Raw genomic sequence first — 16,984 nt, 5'->3', positions numbered from 1 at the left:
TATGTGAGGCCAATCGAGATTATGGCCGAATAAACTCAAAATATGTGATGTTTATATATGAATTTAAAATTTACTAATGAGCATATTAAACAGCGATGCTACATTAAATTTCAATTTATGAAACAACATCTGTTCTTCAATAAGGGGCAAGTCGATGACGCAGCGCACAACCCAAAAAATATTGATCACCGGAGCGGCGCAGGGTATCGGGCGGTCGACCGCGCTACGCATGGCCGCCGCGGGTTTTCACGTTATCGCCAGCGATGTGAACGCCGAAAAACTCAACGAGCTGGATGGACGGGAGAATATACAGACCGAGCGGCTCGATGTGCTGCGCCGATCCGATATCGATGACTTGGTCAGCAGGCAAGGCACGATTGATATGCTGTTTAATTGTGCCGGTATTGTGCATAACGGCACGGTGCTGGAGTGTAACGGCGCGGATTGGGATTTGGCCTGGCAGCTCAATGTGAGTGCGCAATACCACTTAATTCAGGCGGTGCTGCCCGGTATGCTCGCCCAGCAAGAGGGTTGCATTATCAATATGGCGTCCGTGGCTTCAAGCGTAAAAGCGGTGCCGAACCGGTTTGCCTATAGCGTCACCAAAGCCGCGGTGATCGGCCTGACGAAATCCGTTGCCGCCGATTACGTCACGCAGGGTATCCGTTGCAATGCCATTTGTCCCGGCACGGTCGACAGCCCGTCGCTGCAACAACGCCTCCGGTCCCAGGGCGATTACGATGCTGCGCGCAACGCGTTTATCGCCCGCCAGCCGATGGGCCGTATCGGTCGCCTGGACGAGATTGCCGACCTGGTGCTCTACCTGGCCGGGGCCACCTTCACTACCGGCCAGATTCATATTATCGATGGCGGCTGGGCCGCGTGATCCTCCCGCCGCTCATCTTTGCCCGTTCATTACCCATCCGTTAATAGAGGGAGATACGTTATGAAGTTGCTTCGTTATGGTCCGGCCGGTCAGGAGCGTCCGGGATTGCTCGACGCGCAGGGGCGGATACGCTCGCTAACCGGCCAGATCGAGGACATCGGCGGGACGGCCCTCGGCCCCGACGCCTTGGCCAAACTGGCCGCGCTGGCCGTTGATCGACTCCCGCTGGTGGACGGCCAGCCGCGCCTGGGCCCCTGCGTGGCCAATAGCGGGAAATTTATTTGTATCGGCCTGAATTACTCGGACCATGCGGCGGAAACCGGCGCCGTCGTGCCGCCCGAGCCGATTATTTTCATGAAATCCACCGGCGCCATTATCGGCCCCAACGATCGCATCGAGATCCCCCGCGGTTCGCAGAAAACCGATTGGGAAGTGGAACTGGGCCTGGTGATTGGCAAAACGGCAAAATATGTTGCCCAGGAAAGCGCCCTGGATTATGTGGCGGGGTATTGCGTGGTCAACGATCTTTCCGAACGCGCGTTCCAACTGGAGCGCCACGGACAATGGTGCAAGGGCAAAAGCTGCGACACGTTCGGCCCGATCGGCCCCTGGCTGGTGACCCGCGACGAAATTGGCGACCCGCAGGATTTAGCGATGTGGCTGGAAGTTGACGGACACCGCTATCAGCAAGGATCGACCCGCACCATGGTGTACGGGGCGGCCTATCTGGTGTCCTACATATCCCGGTTTATGACCCTGCACCCCGGCGACATTATCTCCACCGGCACCCCGCCCGGCGTTGGCATGGGTCAAACCCCGCCGGTTTACCTCAGGCCAGGGCAACACATCCGCCTGGGTATCGCAGGACTGGGGGAACAACATCAGGAAACCAGGGCCGCCGATTAAATCGGCCGGCACAGAGACCGCCGCCCCCGACCACGCAGGAGTATTCGTTATATGGCCAGAATTACGCAAGTTGAAATTTTTATGGTTGAACTGCAACCCAAAGTAAAACGGGTTGACGCCATCCAATCTTTTGTCTGCCAGGAAACGCCTTTTGTACGCATTACCGATACGGACGGCGCCGTGGGTACCGGCTATAGCTATACCATCGGCACCGGCGGACCCGCCGTGATTTCCTTGCTTGAGCGAACCCTGGCGCCGGCCCTGCTGGGTAAAGACGCGGAGCACATCGAAGGCATCTGGCGCGAGCTGGCGTTCCTGACCCATGCCACCACGGTAGGCGCGATCACCGCGCTGGCGCTCGCCGCAATTGATACCGCTCTGTGGGACTTGCGCTGCCGCCGCGCCAGTTTGCCGCTGCACCTGGCGGCGGGCGGCGCGCAAAGCAGTATCCCCCTGTATACCACCGAGGGCGGGTGGCTGCATCTACCCCCACAGGCCCTGGTCGACGATGCGCAGCGAGCGCGGGAACAGGGGTTCATGGGCTGCAAGATCAAAGTAGGCCGCCCGCTTAATGAAGATATCGCCCGGCTCGGCGCGGTGAGGGAAGCGGTGGGCGACGGCTTCGAGATTTTCACCGATGCCAATCAGGCGTTTATGGTGGATGACGCGATCCGGCGGGCGCACCGCTATGAAGAGTTGAATATCGGCTGGCTGGAAGAACCCCTGCCCGCCGACGATATCCAAGGCCATGTGCGCCTTTCCCGGCACAGCTCCGTCCCCATCGCCGTGGGCGAAAGCATTTACAGCGCCCTGCACTTCCGCGAATACCTGCAACGGGGGGCTTGCTCGGTGGTGCAGGTGGATGTCGCCCGCATCGGCGGTATCACTCCCTGGTTAAAAGTGGCTCATCTGGCCGAATGTTTTAATGTCGCCGTGTGCCCGCACTTCCTGATGGAGCTGCACGTCTCCCTCTGTACCGCCGTGCCCAACGCGCGCTGGCTCGAATATATCCCGCAGCTCGACGATCTGACCCTGGCCGGCATGCGGATAGAAAACGGCCGGGCTTTTCCCAGCGACCAACCGGGACTGGGAATCGACTGGAGTTCCGCAGCCATTGATGCCCACTGTATTTCGGGTTCATGTCACCTGATCAAATAGCTGAAAAGGAGACTTTATGCATTCACGTTATGACATGCGGGCGATCGCGGACCTGGGCCGCGACTTGCTGATTAAGCACGGCATGCCCCGCGACAAGGCCGAAGCGGTTGCCGAAGTGCTGGTGCGCGGCGAGGGATTCGGTAAAACCACCCATGGACTGGCGCTGCTGCCGGCCTATCTGGCCGAAATCGCCCGCGGCGGCATGAATGTCGCCGGCGAGCCGCGGGTTATCCATGACCATGGCGCCTGCTTAACCTGGGACGGGCGCAAATTGCCCGGTCCATGGCTGGTGCAACAGGCCGTGCGTACGGGCGCGGAGCGCGCCGAACGCTATGGCATCGCCATAGTTTCTCTCTACAACAGCCATCATACCGCGTGCCTGAGCGCCTACCTGCAGGCCGCGACCGATAAAGGGCTGGTTATTTTCATCGCCCTGACCGATCCGGGCCATAGCAGCGTGGCCCCGTTTGGCGGCACCGGCGCGGTAATGACGTCCAACCCCGTCGCGCTGGGCGCTCCGACCGGCGACGGGCCGGTGTTGATCGATATGTCCACCGCCCTGGCGACCAATGGCGCGGTGGCGCTCAGACGGCAAACCGGCGCGCAGTTCCCTTATCCGGTACTGCTCGATAATCAGGGCCGGCCCAGCGCGGACCCGGCGGTTATGGCGACCAATCCGCCCGGCACCATTATGCCGCTGGGCGGCGTCGAGGCCGGCCATAAAGGTTACGCCCTGGGGCTGATGGTCGAAATATTGTCGGGCTGCCTGAGCGGCGGCGGACGGGCCGAACCCCATGAGGGTTGGAGCGCATCGATGACCATTACGCTTTACTCCCCACAGGCCATGGGCGGCAGCCAGGCTTACCTCAAACAGATTGATGCGCTGGTGCGGGCTTGCCGCGATTCGCCGCCAAAACCCGGTTTTGAGCGCGTCATGCTACCCGGCGAACGGGCGCTTAATGCATTAAAAGACTGCCAGAACCGGGGAATTCCGCTACCCGTTTCGCTGTGCGGCCAGCTGGATGAACTGGCGCGGGCACACGGACTGACGATGCCGACGCCGGTGGCGAACGGCTGACATCCGGACCGTTCCCGGCAACCACCAACACACAGGAATACCGCCATGAGCCAAACAACGCGTTCTTCCCATCAGACCGGCATCCGTAAAGCGGTTGTCGCCTCTGTTATCGGTACGATTATTGAGTGGTTTGATTATGCCCTGTACGGGGCGGCAGCCGGTTTGATTATTAACCATATTTTCTTTCCCGAACTGTCGGCTCTGGCCGGCACCGTGGCGTCTTTCGCCACGTTTGCCATTGGTTTTATCGTGCGTCCGCTAGGAGGGGTGCTTATCGCCCATTTCGGCGACCGGTTCGGCCGTAAGCCCGCCTTGATATTCTCCATTTCCCTGATGGGTTTTGGCACCGTCGCCATCGGTTTATTGCCGGGCTACGCCCAGATTGGCTTCTTCGCCCCGGCGCTGCTGGTCATGATGCGTATGGTACAAGGTTTTGGGGCGGGGGCGGAATACGCCGGCGCGGTGACGCTGGTATATGAATATTCCCCGGTTCGCCAGCGCGGCTTTTATACCTCCTTACTGCAATCCTCCACCGTGGTCGGCATTTTGTTCGCCAGCCTGGCCTTTCTCGGCGTTTCGCATCTCCCCGAACCGGCGCTTATCAGCTGGGGCTGGCGTTTGCCCTTCCTGTCCTCGGCCGTACTGTTCGTGATTGCGCTTTATATCCGTAAGCAACTGGATGAAACCCCGGAATATTTGAGCGCCGTACAAAAAGCCGAACGGGACAGGAACGCCCATAAATTACCGCTAAAGGAACTGCTGACCCGGTATCCCAAACAGCTGGCGTACGGCTTTCTGGTGGTCACCGGCCACAACGCCAATGTCTATATTCTCAGCGCCTTTACGTTAAGCTATATGACCAATACCTTGGGCATCGCCAAGCCGCAGGCCTTGACCGCCCTGCTGTATGCGGCTTTATGCGGGGTGATCTGCGCCCCCTTCATGGGCTGGCTGGCGGATAAATTCGGTTCGGCGAAAATCCTGATCCTCAGCGCGCTGTTCACCGCCCTGTTCGCTTTTCCGCTGTTTGCCTTGCTCGATACCCGCAATATGCTGTGGATCACGACGGCGATGTGTATCGGTTTCGCCATCGGGTTTGGCGGTATGGCGGGGCCTCAAGGGCTGCTGCTGGCCAATATTTTCCCCACTGAATATCGTTTCTCGGGCATCAGCGTGGCGCGGGAATTGAATAGTATGCTGATTGCCGGACCCACTCCGTTGATTTGCACCTTGCTGATTGAAGCCGCGGGAGGGCATTCGCTGTATGTTTCGGCTTATCTGGCGGTTTGCTGCCTGGTGACCCTGTTCGCCGTGGTGAAGCTGACGCGTTATGAAAACTCGCCGGGCCGGGCGGTTTTCACTGAGCTGGGGTAAGCGCGGGTTTTACCCCAATACCTTTATCCCGCGCTCACCCGGCCTGTTGCAGCACGCGGATGATATCACCCAACATTTGATGCAACCGATCCCGATGACCGGAGCGGGCGGCGGGCGAACCGCCGTCAGAGGTCATGACCACGGTCAGGGCCAGCCGGGGCACGATATACAGCATCTGTCCGCCGTAGCCCCAGGCGTAATGCACCGTCTCATCGGCGATCCGCGTCTGGAACCAGCCGTAGCCGTAACCGTCGCCGGTATAAGGCGATTGCGTGCGCGACCGCCAGGATGCATTAACCCACTCCTGCGACAACAGCCTTTTACCCGTCGCCGCGACGCCGCCGGTGCGGTAGAGTTCGCCAAAAGCCAGCAGTGAACGCGGACTCATCGCCATTTCGTTGCCGCCCAGATAAATGCCCTGCGGATCGCGCATCCAGCCGGCAATGCTAAAACCCGTCTGCGGCCCGAGCCAGTCGCGCGCCAACTGCAAGGTGGTGCGTCCGGTCCGCCGGGTCAGGATCGCCGACAGCAAATGCGTCGAACCGGTGGAGTAAATCATGCGTCCGCCGGGATCGTCCGCAAAAGGCCGGGCCAGCGCGGCGCGCACCCAGTTGCGGCTGCCGACCCAGGCCCCATACCCGGCCCCGGAGGTCGACTCCAGCCCGGCCTGCATGGACAGCAGATTACCGATGGTTATCTTTGGCAAACGGGGATCGGGGTTGGCGGGAAGCTGGTTGGCCAGCAGCGGCGCCATGGTTTGATCGGGACCCGCGAGCAGGCCTCGGTCGATGGCGATGCCGACCAGCGCCGATATTACCGACTTGGAGGCCGATTTGATATTGGTGGCCGCCGTGGTCGAATGCCCCCGGTAGCCGCGTTCGGCCAGAATCTCCCCATGGCGGGCGATAACCACCGTTTCCAGGGGAGTAATGGCCTGCGCCTCATCGAGCAGCCGGGTCAGCCCCGGCATCGGCTCCGCCGCCTCAGCCGGCGCCAGCAGCAAAAACAGCGTGACGGCAGCGGCCAGCAATCCCGGCAGCGCGCCGGGCCGCCGCCGGCTATGGTGGTGATGCTCGCGCCTGGCCATCCGCTCCCCCTCTATGATATGACGGTGCTGATATTTCCTCCGGCGGTGCGGCAAAGCCGTCTTATCCGCCATGGTTTTAACCCGTGATCTCTTCTCAGCCTTTTTGCCGTTTTAATACGATCGAGCACGCATATCTTTCCGCGGGATGCACGGAGACCGTGGTTTCAAATACGTTGCCCGCGATATCGGTATAGCGGCGGATAATCTTCAGCGCCGGCGAACCCGGTTCGACCCCCAGCGTTTTCGCCATTTTGGGCGGCACGCCGATAGCGGTAATCGTCTGTCTGACTTCTTCGCTTTTAATGCCATAGTGCTTTTCAATCAAATCACTGATTAACGCGAACGGATCGCTGCGCACCAACTGGCGCACTTTTGCGTAATCGGTACTCGCATAGCTGTCCGTCCAGCAAATCGGCGCATCCTTTTTCTTACTGTCTTCACGAATACTGGCGATATGCAGCCAGCGCGATCCCGGCCGGCAGCCGATGGTTTTGGCCAGTTCATAATCAGCGACGATTTCGTCGATTTTTTTGACCACCCGGATATTGGTCTTTGCCAGCGTCAGCAGGTCTTCCAGGGTCGCCAAGGAATGGGCATGGCCGTTGTCATCCCCTTTACCGATAACCAGGGTCCCGATGCCTTTACGCCGCGAAACCAACTCAAGCGCGGCCAACTCGCGCAGCGCTTCGCGTATGGTATGCCGGCTGACTTCATAATGCTCTGATAATTCCAATTCGGATGGCAATAACGAACCCGGCGGATACTTGCCGGAGGCTATGCTTTGCACGAGTTCGCGGGCAATCCGCTTATAAAGAGATTCTTTCATAGGTTATTTTCTTCAACTGTTATTGACCCCGGTCAATTAATAAGCACAAAACGCTTCCTTTCACATGTACGTACATTTTAGTATGAACGGACATGATTTCCTGTACGTACATTTAAGCATATACGTACATTTCACTATATTGGCGCCCTCCCAGGCAGGGATCAAAGCATATGTTAATTTTTTGTAAAAATAGCATACGCGGATTGACGGTTCAACGTCCTTGATTGGTCACCGTTATTTGCGCAAACGCTATTTATCTCACTTCTATAGGTTTTATTCATTAACTTTTAAGGAAATGGTATGGCTTCTAATGTTATTGACTCAATCCTGTTCCGCGACTCATTCGGCACTCCTGCCATGCGCGCCATATTCGACGATCGCGAATTGATTCGCAAATATGTCGCGGTCGAGATCGCGTTGGCCAAAGCGGAAGCACAGTGCGGGGTAATCCCCGATGAGGCGGCAAAAGAAATAGCGGCGAGTTGTAATGCGGATACGCTCGACTTTGATTTATTACGTGATGAAACGGAAATCGTCGGTTATCCCATTTTGCCGTTGGTGCACCAGATTGCCAAACAGGCCAAAACCTATGGCGGTTATGTGCATTGGGGCGCAACGACGCAGGATATCATGGATACCGCCGTGGTATTACAGCTACGGGATGCTTTTGATTTAATTGACTCGGATATTAAGGCATTACGCCATATCCTCGCCGGGCTGGCCAAACGTTATCGCGATACGCCGATGGCGGGACGCACCCATTTACAACAGGCATTGCCGATCACCTTCGGTTATAAAGCCGCGATTTGGCTTGATATGTTCGATCGCCACGCAGAACGCCTGGCGCAGACCCGGCCCCGGGTGCTGGTCGGCGAATTCGCCGGCGCGGCGGGAACGCTGGCGTCATTAGGCGATAAAGGCCTTGCGGTCCAGCAAGCGATGATGAAGGAACTGGATTTAGGCGTGCCGGTTTCGACCTGGCATGTGGCGCGGGATGGTTTTGCGGAAGCGGTGAATTTACTGGCCGTTATCACCGGTTCTTTAGGGAAAATAGCCTACGACGTTATTTTGTTGGCGGCAAATGAGTTCGGCGAGCTTTACGAACCCTTTGTTAAAGGACGCGGGGCCAGCAGCACTATGCCGCAAAAACGCAATCCCATCTCAAGCGAACTGATATTGGCTTGCGCTAAAGGCGTGCGTCAGCAGGCCGGTTTAATGCTCGATGCCATGGTGCAGGATTTAGAACGCGCGACCGGCCCGTGGCATGCGGAATGGATCGCCATTCCAGAAAGCTTCATTCTCGCGGCCGGGGCGCTGAATCAGGCCAAGTTCATGCTGGGCGGGCTGGTGGTGGATGAACAAGCCATGGCCAAAAATCTCGATTTAACCAAAGGGCTTATCGTGGCGGAAGCCGTGATGATGGGTCTTGCGCCTTATATCGGGCGTCAGGATGCCCACGATATCGTGTATGACGCGTGTCGCATCGTGAATGAAAAAGGCGGCCGCCTCGCCGATGTTCTTAATGCCATGCCCAGCGTCTCTAACCGTCTCGAACCCAGCTTGATTGAACATTTAACCGATCCGGCTAATTACCTTGGCATGGCGGCGGAAATGGTCGATCGGGTATTGGAAAACTCCGCTAAATAGCCCGCATGGTAAAGAAATTCGTGTGCATGAATAAGGGGTTAATATGTCATATGAATCATCTAAAAAGAGAACCATTATTGCCGTTGCTATTCCAATCTTGATCGGATTGGCCATATGGATTATTCCCACACCGGAAGGACTCACACCTAGGGCGTGGCATATGCTGGCGATTTTTGCCGCAACCATTGCCGCTATTTTGACTCAACCCTTACCTTCCGGGGCAGTGATGCTGATAGCGATCTGCGTGGCGATATTTACCAAAACGTTAACGGAAGCACAAGCGCTGTCAGGATTCGCCAACGGTACGGTCTGGTTGATTTTTTGCGCTTATATTTTGTCACTGGGCTTCGTCACCTCGGGATTGGGCAAGCGGATTGCGTATAAAATGCTGTCGCTGTTCGGCGGCAGTAGCCTGGGCATCGCTTATTCCCTGGGTATTTCCGATCTTATTATGGCACCGGCCATGCCCTCGGTAACCGCGCGTTCCGGCGGTATTATTTTTCCCATCGCCCGATCTATTAATAGCGTATTAGGCTCGGCCCCCGGTGTGACCGGAAAAAAAATAGGCGATTTCCTGACTATGGTCTGCTTTCAGTTTACGCCGATCACCGGGGCCATTTTTCTGACCGGTATGGCGGCGAATCCGCTGGCAGGCAGTCTGGCGAAAACGTCATTAGGCATTAATATCACCTGGGGCGGGTGGTTTATCGCCGCCGTGGTGCCGGCGATGGTGTGCTTCTGCCTGATGCCGCTATTATTGTACAAAATATTAAATCCGGAACTTAAACGTACCCCGGAAGCGAAACTGATGGGCCGCAATGCGCTTGCCGGATTAGGCCCGATGCTCATAGCGGAAAAAAAAGTGGCCTGCGGTTTCATCCTGGCGCTGATCGGCTGGGGCACCAGCCTGATTACCGGTTTGTCGGCGACCACGGTGGGGCTGGGGCTGGCGGCTTATTTGTTCGCGACCCGCGCGGTTGACTGGAAAGACCTGTTAAAAGACCATGCGGCCTGGGATACGGTAATCTGGTTTGGCGTCATTATCAGCCTGGCGACCGGATTATCGGATCTGGGGTTTATCAAATGGATGACCGGCCATTTAGGCAGCGTTATCCATGGCTTTGGCGCGATGGGCACCTTCGTCCTTCTGGGAATCTTGTATATTTACGTGCACTACTTATTCGCCACCGCCACGGGTCATGTCGCCGCGCTGTATGCCCCTTTTGCCGCAACGGCGATTGCCGCCGGCGCGCCGCCGATGATGGTGGCGATTTGTTTCGGTATTTTCAGCAACCTGATGTGGGGGAATACGGAATATGGCGGCGGTCCCGGCCCTATCTATTTCGCCCAGGGTTATTTTGAACGGCCGCGCTTCTATCGCATTAATTTTTGCATCGTCACCTTTAATGTCATTTTGACCTTTATCGTTGGGCTCTTCTGGTGGAAATTACTCGGCTATTATTGACAAAACATAGTATTTATTGACAAAACATAGTATTGACGAGGCATGGCTACCCCGTCCGGCGCATTGTGCAGGCAATGCGCCGGCGCGCACCGAACACCCGCCTATTTGATTGCGCTGCCATACTATCCGGCGACGGCTCCGGCGCGCGGACGGCCAATGCCCGGCCTGGCAAACCCCGTTTCGCGCCGGTCATAAAGACGGCATGATCCCTACCGCCATGCCGATTGCGGGCCCTTGACGCCCCTAACGAATATCCCGGTATTCGGAGGTCGCCGGTTTATTGCGCACCACTTCGGACATGAAATTGACGACATAACGCACCGCGGTGGTAATAAATCCCTCTTCTTTCAGGCGGCGCGCCGAGGTCGCCATCACCATAGCCAGGTCGAATCGCACCCTCCCCACGTTCGCAAGCCGGCGGGCGATATTGGTATCTTCGCCGTAAAAAGCGATCGACGTATCAAAGCCGCCGATGCGCAGCAGGGCCTGCTTGCTGGCGGCGAAATTACCGCCTACCGCCATATACCCCGTGAACCAGTAGGTGGGTTTTGCCAGCAGCAGCCAGTAAAGATCCACCAGTAAACTTTTCATCCATGGCAAGTCGAAATAACGGTATGGGCCGCTGACGCAAACCAGATCGCTATGTTGCTCATAGGCGGCCAGTACCGTGCCAAGCCAGCCGGGCGGCATGCGCGTATCGGCGTCGATAAAGCCCAGAACATCGCCGGACGCCGACTCCAGCCCCTTTTGCCGGGCGCGGGTCAGCCCTTTTATCGGCTCGTAGACCACGCGTACCCGCTCAAATCCGGCCGCGATGGCCGCGGTACGGTCAGTGCTGGCGTTATTGACGACGATGATTTCATATTCGCCGGGTTTCGCCCTGGCCGCCAATTCCTCGATGGCATAATGCAGGCAGTCCGCAAGATACAACTCTTCGTTATAAGCAGGAATTATCAAACTAAGTTTCACAATTACGCTCCTTAAATACGCGACATCCCCTCGGGTACGGCCAGACTGATTTGGGCATAAATTTCTTCCCAGCGGCTTGTCACGGCAGTGATGGAAAAAGGCGCGGTCTTCCGGACCGCATGCTCACCCATTTGTTGGCGCAACGCCGGTGAGCGCAGCAAGTGCGTCAATTTGCGGGCAAAATCCTCATGGTCGCCCGGTTGCGCCAAAAAACCCGACTGCGGGTCGATATATTCAGGCAACGCGCGCCAGCGCGCCCCGACCACGGGCAACCCCGCGCTCATCGCCTGCATCAATACCATACTTTGTGTTTCAGAAGTGCTGGCGATCGCGAAGATTTCCGCCGCATGAAAGGCGCCCGCCAGCGCGGCTTTATCCAGGGTGCCGGTAAACCTGACGCGTCCCGCGACCCCCAGCGCGCGCGCCAGTTGTTCCAGGCGATGGCGCGCGGAACCATGCCCGGCCAGCACCAGCATCACATCGGGCACATGCCGCGCGATTAGCGGCAGCGCGCGGATCAACACATCGATTTTTTTCTCGTCCGCCAGCCGGCCGGCGTAAATTAGGGTGGCGGGACTAAAACCGTAAGATCGTTTCAGCGCCGCACGGCGGGCGGCGGGCACCGGATGGAACCGGACGGTATCCACCGGGTTGGATACCACGCAGCGGGGACGGCGCAGCCCGAAGTCGCACATTTCGTTTAGCACGGAGTGGGAAGGGCCGGTCACCAATGCGCAGTGGTTGTAGTAGCGTGTTACCGCCCGCACGCTGACTTTGCGGAAAAAATCGGCCGAAAACGGCGTATAACCGCCAAACTCCCCGATAGCCCAGTGATTAGTGCCTACGGCCGGTACATCCAGGTGGCGCGCCGCGCTCAGCGCCTCCAGACCCGCGCCGAGAAAAGTATGGGTGTGGATAATATCCGGCGCGAAAGGCAGCAACTGGCGCCAGCGCCGTCCGTTGGGCACCAGCAGGCGGGACTGCCCGGTGGAACTGGGGATCGGTAGCGCAAACAGCCGCCGTATTTCGACATTTTCTCCCGCATCGGCTTCCCGTGCGGATACGCCGGCCAGTTTAAAATCATGGCCGGTCGCGCGCGGAGCGAAAATAACCACCCGATGGCCGCGTTTGCCGAGTTCCCGGCATACGGACAACACCGAGTCCTGTATTCCCCCCAGCTCGGGGTAAAAACTGTCGGTAAACACGGCGATGCGCATGCAATTACCCCCCTGGCGGCAAAGATCCGGCGCTGGCGCGCCGATAAACATCCTGCGCCGCGCGCCGCAAAACTAGGCCAAAACGGCAATCAGCCGTTCCGCCCCGTAATTATGGCCCCGCAATGATATATGGCTTAAAAAGCCTACTCCCGGTATGTGACGGCAATCATACTTAGGTCTGAAATATAATATCAGGCCGCCCCCCACCGCCCCTGCCCCGCGTTATTGACAGCCCGGAGACTTTACTGAATGATGATGGGTTATGCGTGGTTATGTTCATTTCATAAGGTATGTATGGTTGATTACACCGACTTTCCCGAACAACGGCAATCTCAAATAAAGCAACGCCTCAGCGAGCGGGGCAAAGTGGTGTGCGCGCAACTTTCGCGGGAGCTCAAGGTTTCCGAACACACTATCCGGCGGGATCTGAAAGAGCTGGCGCAGTCGGGGATCTGCAAGCGCGTCTACGGCGGCGCGGTCAGCCTGTTGCCGATAGCGGGCAGTTTCACCGACCGGGAAAACGTCGATACCGCCCTGAAAGACCGCCTCGCCCTGGCCGCCATTCCCCTGCTCAAACCCGACGGCTGCGTCTTCTTTGACGCGGGCACCACCAACCTGGCGGTGGCGAGAAATATCCCGCGGGAGATGCGGCTCACCGCGGTATGCAACTCGCCGCTTATCGCCGTGGAGCTGATGCGCCATCCCCGCGTGGAGGTGGTGTTGCTCGGCGGGAAAATACAAAAAGAGACGGGCGGCGCGGTGGGCATCGATACGCTCAGGCAGTTGGAGACAATGTATTTCGATCAGTGCCTGCTTGGGGGCTGCGCCTTTGATATTAATGAAGGCCTGACCGTATTTGACTATGACGATGCCGAATTCAAAAAGCACCTGGTCAAGCGCAGCAATGAAATCATCGTCGCGTTAAGCGTCAATAAGCTCTCCGCCCTGGCGCGTTACCGCGTCGCGCAATGCGGCGACATTACCACGCTGGTCACCGACCACGCCGTTTCCGCCGCCTATTTGCGGCAGTTAAAAGAAAAACCGCTGAACGTAATAGTCGCCGGATAATTCCCCCTCGGTTGATTCCCCGTCGCCGGCAAACCCTGTCGCCGGCAAATATCGCCACGCCCGCCGGCGCGGTTCACCCGTGACCGCGGCAAAGCCATGCATGCCCCTTGAAACAAACATCAAAATAATACACAATCAAGCACAAACGAGCAAAGACCTGCCGTTTCCTTTCCCCGCTGGTATCAACCGAGGATGTAACGATGAAAGATGCTGTCCCTGATATCGCTTTTTTCCATAAGCTGGCCGATGCGGCGCAGCAAGAGACGCTGCCCCGCTTCCGGTCGCCAATCGACCTGCATGTGGGCACCAAGCCGAAAGAGGGCTTCCGTTTCGACCCGGTGACCGACGCTGACCGGGAAGCGGAGCGGGTAATGCGCGCGCTGATTGGCGAATATTTTCCCGCGCATTCGATCGTGGGGGAAGAGTATGGCACCACCGGCGGCGGCCCCGTGCAGTGGGTGCTGGACCCCGTGGACGGCACGCGCCCCTTCCTGTGCGGCCTGCCGGTCTGGGGTACGTTAATCGGGCTGACGATTGACGCACGGGCGACAATGGGCATGATGGCCCAGCCGTTTACCGGGGAACGCTTCTGGGCCGACGGCAAACAGGCATGGAGCAGCGGCCCGCAGGGCACAAGGCAACTTGGCACGCGTAAAGGCATCCCGCTCGATCGGGCGATACTGCATACCACGTCTCCCGAACCGATCGTCCGCCATTCGGCGGTAAATTTCGCCGCGCTGGTCGCCGGCACCCTGATGACCCGCTACGGGGGAGAGTGCTACGCCATGGCGATGCTGGCCGCCGGCCAGATTGATATTTGCCTTGAATACTCGCTCCAGCCCTATGACATCGTGGCGTTGATTCCGATTATCGAACAGGCGGGCGGCGTGGTGACCACCCTCAAGGGCGATCGGGCGGAATCCGGCGGGCAAGTCCTGGCCTGCGGCTGTCCCCGTCTGCACGAAACCGCGCTTAACATGCTGAATAATTGAGTGCGGCCGCCATCGGCCGGATTATTATCCGCGCCGGGCGATGCCCTGCCAGGGGGGACGCGCCTATACGGCGCCTTGCCGCATTTTAATAAAACATCGTTTTAGTACAGCCCAATGTACTGGCCATTTAAAAATCTGCGTTATCCATCACATTTTTATTAAGATAAATTTCCATTTTGGCAATGGAAGATATTTTTTTGATGGCCATCACAAACCATAAATACCAATCAGCCAACATTGATTCCATTGAGCGAGACCGGAGTCCAGTATAATGGAATCAAGCAAAGTACCCGCCTTAACCCGCGGCATCGAAATACTTAATATGATTGCACGCCGCGGCCCCTGTCCGGCGGCGGATATCATCGCTGAATTAGGCATACCCAAAAGTACCACCTATCTCCTGCTGGCGGAGTTAAAAAAGCAGCGCTTTATTTCCATCGATGGCCGCGATAATTATTGCCTGTGGACCAAGCTGGTGGAATTATCCGGCCAGGCGCTGGGTAAAATGGATTTACGCGATATTGCTAAAAACCGCCTTACCCGATTAATGGAAGAGACAGGCCTGCTATGTCATCTCGGTATTATTGATGAGGAAAATGCCTATTATATTCTTAAAATAGAATCCACCTCGACTATCAGCGTGCGATCCCATGAAGGTAAAAGCCTGTCTTTATACCGGTCCGGCATCGGTAAATGTCTGCTCGCCTGGCAAACGGAAGCACAGCAGGAAAAAATCATCAACAATATTGAATTTATCGCCAAAACGCCTACCACCATTACCGGTATTATCGCGCTGAAAAACGAGTTGAAGAATATTCGCCGCCAAGGGTGGAGTTTTGACAATGGCGAAGATTATACCGACGTACGCTGCGTGGCGGCACCGGTATTTAACGCCCGCCAGGACTTGGCCGCGGCAATTTCCCTGGTGGGCACCCGCTTGCAAATCAATCAGGACAACCGCGACTTCTTTGCCGGGAAAGCGATTGCCTGCGCTAAAGATATTTCCCGGCTACTGGGTTGGGAAAGTCCTTTTGAACGCAAGGCTTCCTGACATTCCGTCTCGTCTTATTTGGAGAAATAAACCATGACCCTACCTAAAATAAAAAGCGTCCGCGCCTGGTTCTGCGGAGGCGCCACCGCGGCCACCAGCGGCGGCGGCGGCGATTACCACGATCAAAGCGGCCAACATTGGATTGACGATCATATCGCGACGCCCATGAGCAAATATAAACAATATGAGCAATCGCGCCAGTCGTTCGGCATCAATGTACTGGGCACGCTGGTGGTGGAAGTGGAAGCCGACAACGGACAGATCGGTTTCGCCATTTCCACCGCCGGCGAAATGGGCTGTTTTATCGTCGAAAAGCATCTCAATCGTTTTATCGAAGGTAAATCGGTCAGCGACATAAAACTGATTCACGATCAAATGCTCGGCGCCACGCTGTATTATTCCGGTTCGGGCGGCGTGGTGATGAACACCATTTCCTGCGTCGATCTGGCGCTGTGGGATCTGTTTGGCAAAGTGGTCGGCCTGCCGGTATATCAAATGCTGGGCGGCGCGGTGCGCGATGAAATTCAATTTTATGCCACCGGCGCCCGCCCGGATCTGGCGCAGTCCATGGGTTTTATCGGCGGCAAGATGCCGACGCACTGGGGCCCCCATGACAGCGATGCCGGCATTCGCAAAGACGCGGCCATGGTGGCGGAATACCGCGAAAAATGCGGACCGGATTTCTGGCTGATGTTGGACTGCTGGATGAGCCAGGATGTGAATTACGCCACCAGGCTGGCCCATGCCTGCGCCCCTTATAATCTGAAATGGATCGAAGAATGCCTGCCGCCGCAGCAGTATGAAGGCTATCGCGAACTCAAACGCAACGCCCCGCCGGGAATGATGGTCACCAGCGGCGAGCATCACGGCACCCTGCAGTCGTTCAGGACGCTGTCGGAAACCGGCATTGATATCATGCAGCCCGACGTGGGCTGGTGCGGCGGACTGACCACCCTGGTGGAGATTGCGGCCATCGCCAAATCCCGCGGCCAGTTGGTGGTTCCCCATGGATCGTCGGTGTATTCCCATCATGCGGTGATCACTTTTACCAATACGCCGTTCAGCGAATTCCTGATGACCAGCCCGGACTGCTCAACCCTGCGGCCGCAATTCGACCCGCTATTGCTCGATGAGCCGGTACCGGAAAATGGCCGTATCAAAAAATCGGCGCTGGATAAACCGGGGTTCGGCGTAGAACTTAACCGGGAATGCCAATTACAACGCCCCTTTACCCATTAATTAACCGGTAATATCTTGACC

At 57.3% G+C, this 16,984-nt stretch carries 15 protein-coding genes; 11 read left to right on the top strand and 4 right to left on the bottom strand.

Translation table 11 applies throughout. The annotated features are described in order from the left end of the window. Positions 1–154 precede the first annotated feature (154 nt). Genes ACL2XP_RS08390 through ACL2XP_RS08370 form a run of 5 tightly spaced genes read left to right on the top strand, consistent with a single transcriptional unit; the run spans position 155 to position 5,402 of the window. Positions 155–886 (top strand): SDR family oxidoreductase, encoded by a 732-nt coding sequence (locus tag ACL2XP_RS08390; protein WP_413738251.1) that lies wholly within the window; start codon positions 155–157, stop codon positions 884–886. 60 nt (positions 887–946) lie between these two features. Then, positions 947–1,792 carry a fumarylacetoacetate hydrolase family protein gene (locus ACL2XP_RS08385; RefSeq protein ID WP_413738250.1) on the top strand — a complete coding sequence of 282 codons (846 nt, stop codon included), beginning with the start codon at positions 947–949 and terminating at the stop codon, positions 1,790–1,792. A 51-nt stretch (positions 1,793–1,843) separates the two neighbouring features. Then, on the top strand, positions 1,844–2,950 hold the full coding sequence (locus ACL2XP_RS08380; protein WP_413738248.1) for a mandelate racemase/muconate lactonizing enzyme family protein: 1,107 nt from the start codon (positions 1,844–1,846) through the stop codon (positions 2,948–2,950). Between the two features lie 16 nt (positions 2,951–2,966). Beyond that, positions 2,967–4,028, top strand: coding sequence for an Ldh family oxidoreductase (locus ACL2XP_RS08375; RefSeq protein ID WP_413738247.1), 1,062 nt, complete (start codon positions 2,967–2,969; stop codon positions 4,026–4,028). Positions 4,029–4,073: 45 nt separating this feature from the next. Continuing rightward, positions 4,074–5,402: an MFS transporter gene (locus ACL2XP_RS08370; RefSeq protein ID WP_413738246.1), complete on the top strand. Its 1,329-nt coding sequence runs from the start codon at positions 4,074–4,076 to the stop codon at positions 5,400–5,402. Positions 5,403–5,436: 34 nt separating this feature from the next. Here ACL2XP_RS08370 and ACL2XP_RS08365 read toward each other — a convergent pair whose 3' ends face one another. Further along, positions 5,437–6,561 carry a serine hydrolase domain-containing protein gene (locus ACL2XP_RS08365; protein WP_413738244.1) on the bottom strand — a complete coding sequence of 375 codons (1,125 nt, stop codon included), beginning with the start codon at positions 6,559–6,561 and terminating at the stop codon, positions 5,437–5,439. A gap of 22 nt (positions 6,562–6,583) precedes the next feature. Beyond that, complete coding sequence (locus ACL2XP_RS08360) at positions 6,584–7,315, bottom strand: GntR family transcriptional regulator (protein WP_413738243.1); 732 nt, start codon at positions 7,313–7,315, stop codon at positions 6,584–6,586. A gap of 300 nt (positions 7,316–7,615) precedes the next feature. Between ACL2XP_RS08360 and ACL2XP_RS08355 the strand changes: the two genes are divergently transcribed. Both ACL2XP_RS08355 and ACL2XP_RS08350 read left to right on the top strand, forming a co-directional pair. After that, positions 7,616–8,962, top strand: coding sequence for an adenylosuccinate lyase family protein (locus ACL2XP_RS08355; RefSeq protein WP_413738242.1), 1,347 nt, complete (start codon positions 7,616–7,618; stop codon positions 8,960–8,962). Between the two features lie 43 nt (positions 8,963–9,005). Further along, a complete protein-coding gene (locus tag ACL2XP_RS08350; RefSeq protein ID WP_413738241.1) occupies positions 9,006–10,427 on the top strand; it encodes a DASS family sodium-coupled anion symporter in 1,422 nt (473 codons plus the stop codon). Between the two features lie 243 nt (positions 10,428–10,670). Here the strand turns inward: ACL2XP_RS08350 and ACL2XP_RS08345 are convergent, their stop codons facing one another. Both ACL2XP_RS08345 and ACL2XP_RS08340 read right to left on the bottom strand, forming a co-directional pair. Beyond that, a complete protein-coding gene (locus ACL2XP_RS08345; protein ID WP_413738240.1) occupies positions 10,671–11,396 on the bottom strand; it encodes a glycosyltransferase family 2 protein in 726 nt (241 codons plus the stop codon). An 11-nt stretch (positions 11,397–11,407) separates the two neighbouring features. Beyond that, positions 11,408–12,613, bottom strand: a complete 1,206-nt coding sequence (locus ACL2XP_RS08340; protein WP_413738238.1) for a glycosyltransferase — start codon at positions 12,611–12,613, stop codon at positions 11,408–11,410. A 294-nt stretch (positions 12,614–12,907) separates the two neighbouring features. On the opposite strand from ACL2XP_RS08340, the gene ACL2XP_RS08335 reads away from it, so the two are divergent. From ACL2XP_RS08335 to rhmD, 4 genes are all read left to right on the top strand, one after another. After that, a complete protein-coding gene (locus ACL2XP_RS08335) occupies positions 12,908–13,681 on the top strand; it encodes a DeoR/GlpR family DNA-binding transcription regulator (RefSeq protein WP_413738237.1) in 774 nt (257 codons plus the stop codon). Positions 13,682–13,881: 200 nt separating this feature from the next. Beyond that, positions 13,882–14,673, top strand: a complete 792-nt coding sequence (locus ACL2XP_RS08330; RefSeq protein WP_413738236.1) for an inositol monophosphatase family protein — start codon at positions 13,882–13,884, stop codon at positions 14,671–14,673. Between the two features lie 268 nt (positions 14,674–14,941). Continuing rightward, entirely contained in the window at positions 14,942–15,724 is a 783-nt protein-coding gene (locus ACL2XP_RS08325; protein ID WP_413739115.1) for an IclR family transcriptional regulator, read from the top strand. Positions 15,725–15,757: 33 nt separating this feature from the next. Beyond that, positions 15,758–16,963: an L-rhamnonate dehydratase gene (gene rhmD / locus ACL2XP_RS08320; RefSeq protein WP_413738235.1), complete on the top strand. Its 1,206-nt coding sequence runs from the start codon at positions 15,758–15,760 to the stop codon at positions 16,961–16,963. The last annotated feature ends 21 nt before the right edge of the window (positions 16,964–16,984 follow it).

The sequence above is a fragment of the Sodalis sp. RH21 genome (assembly GCF_047324175.1).
Taxonomy (GTDB): Bacteria; Pseudomonadota; Gammaproteobacteria; order Enterobacterales; family Enterobacteriaceae; genus Acerihabitans.
The sequence above is the reverse complement of the archived record's forward strand: the minus strand, read 5'-3'. Positions and strand labels throughout refer to the sequence as shown.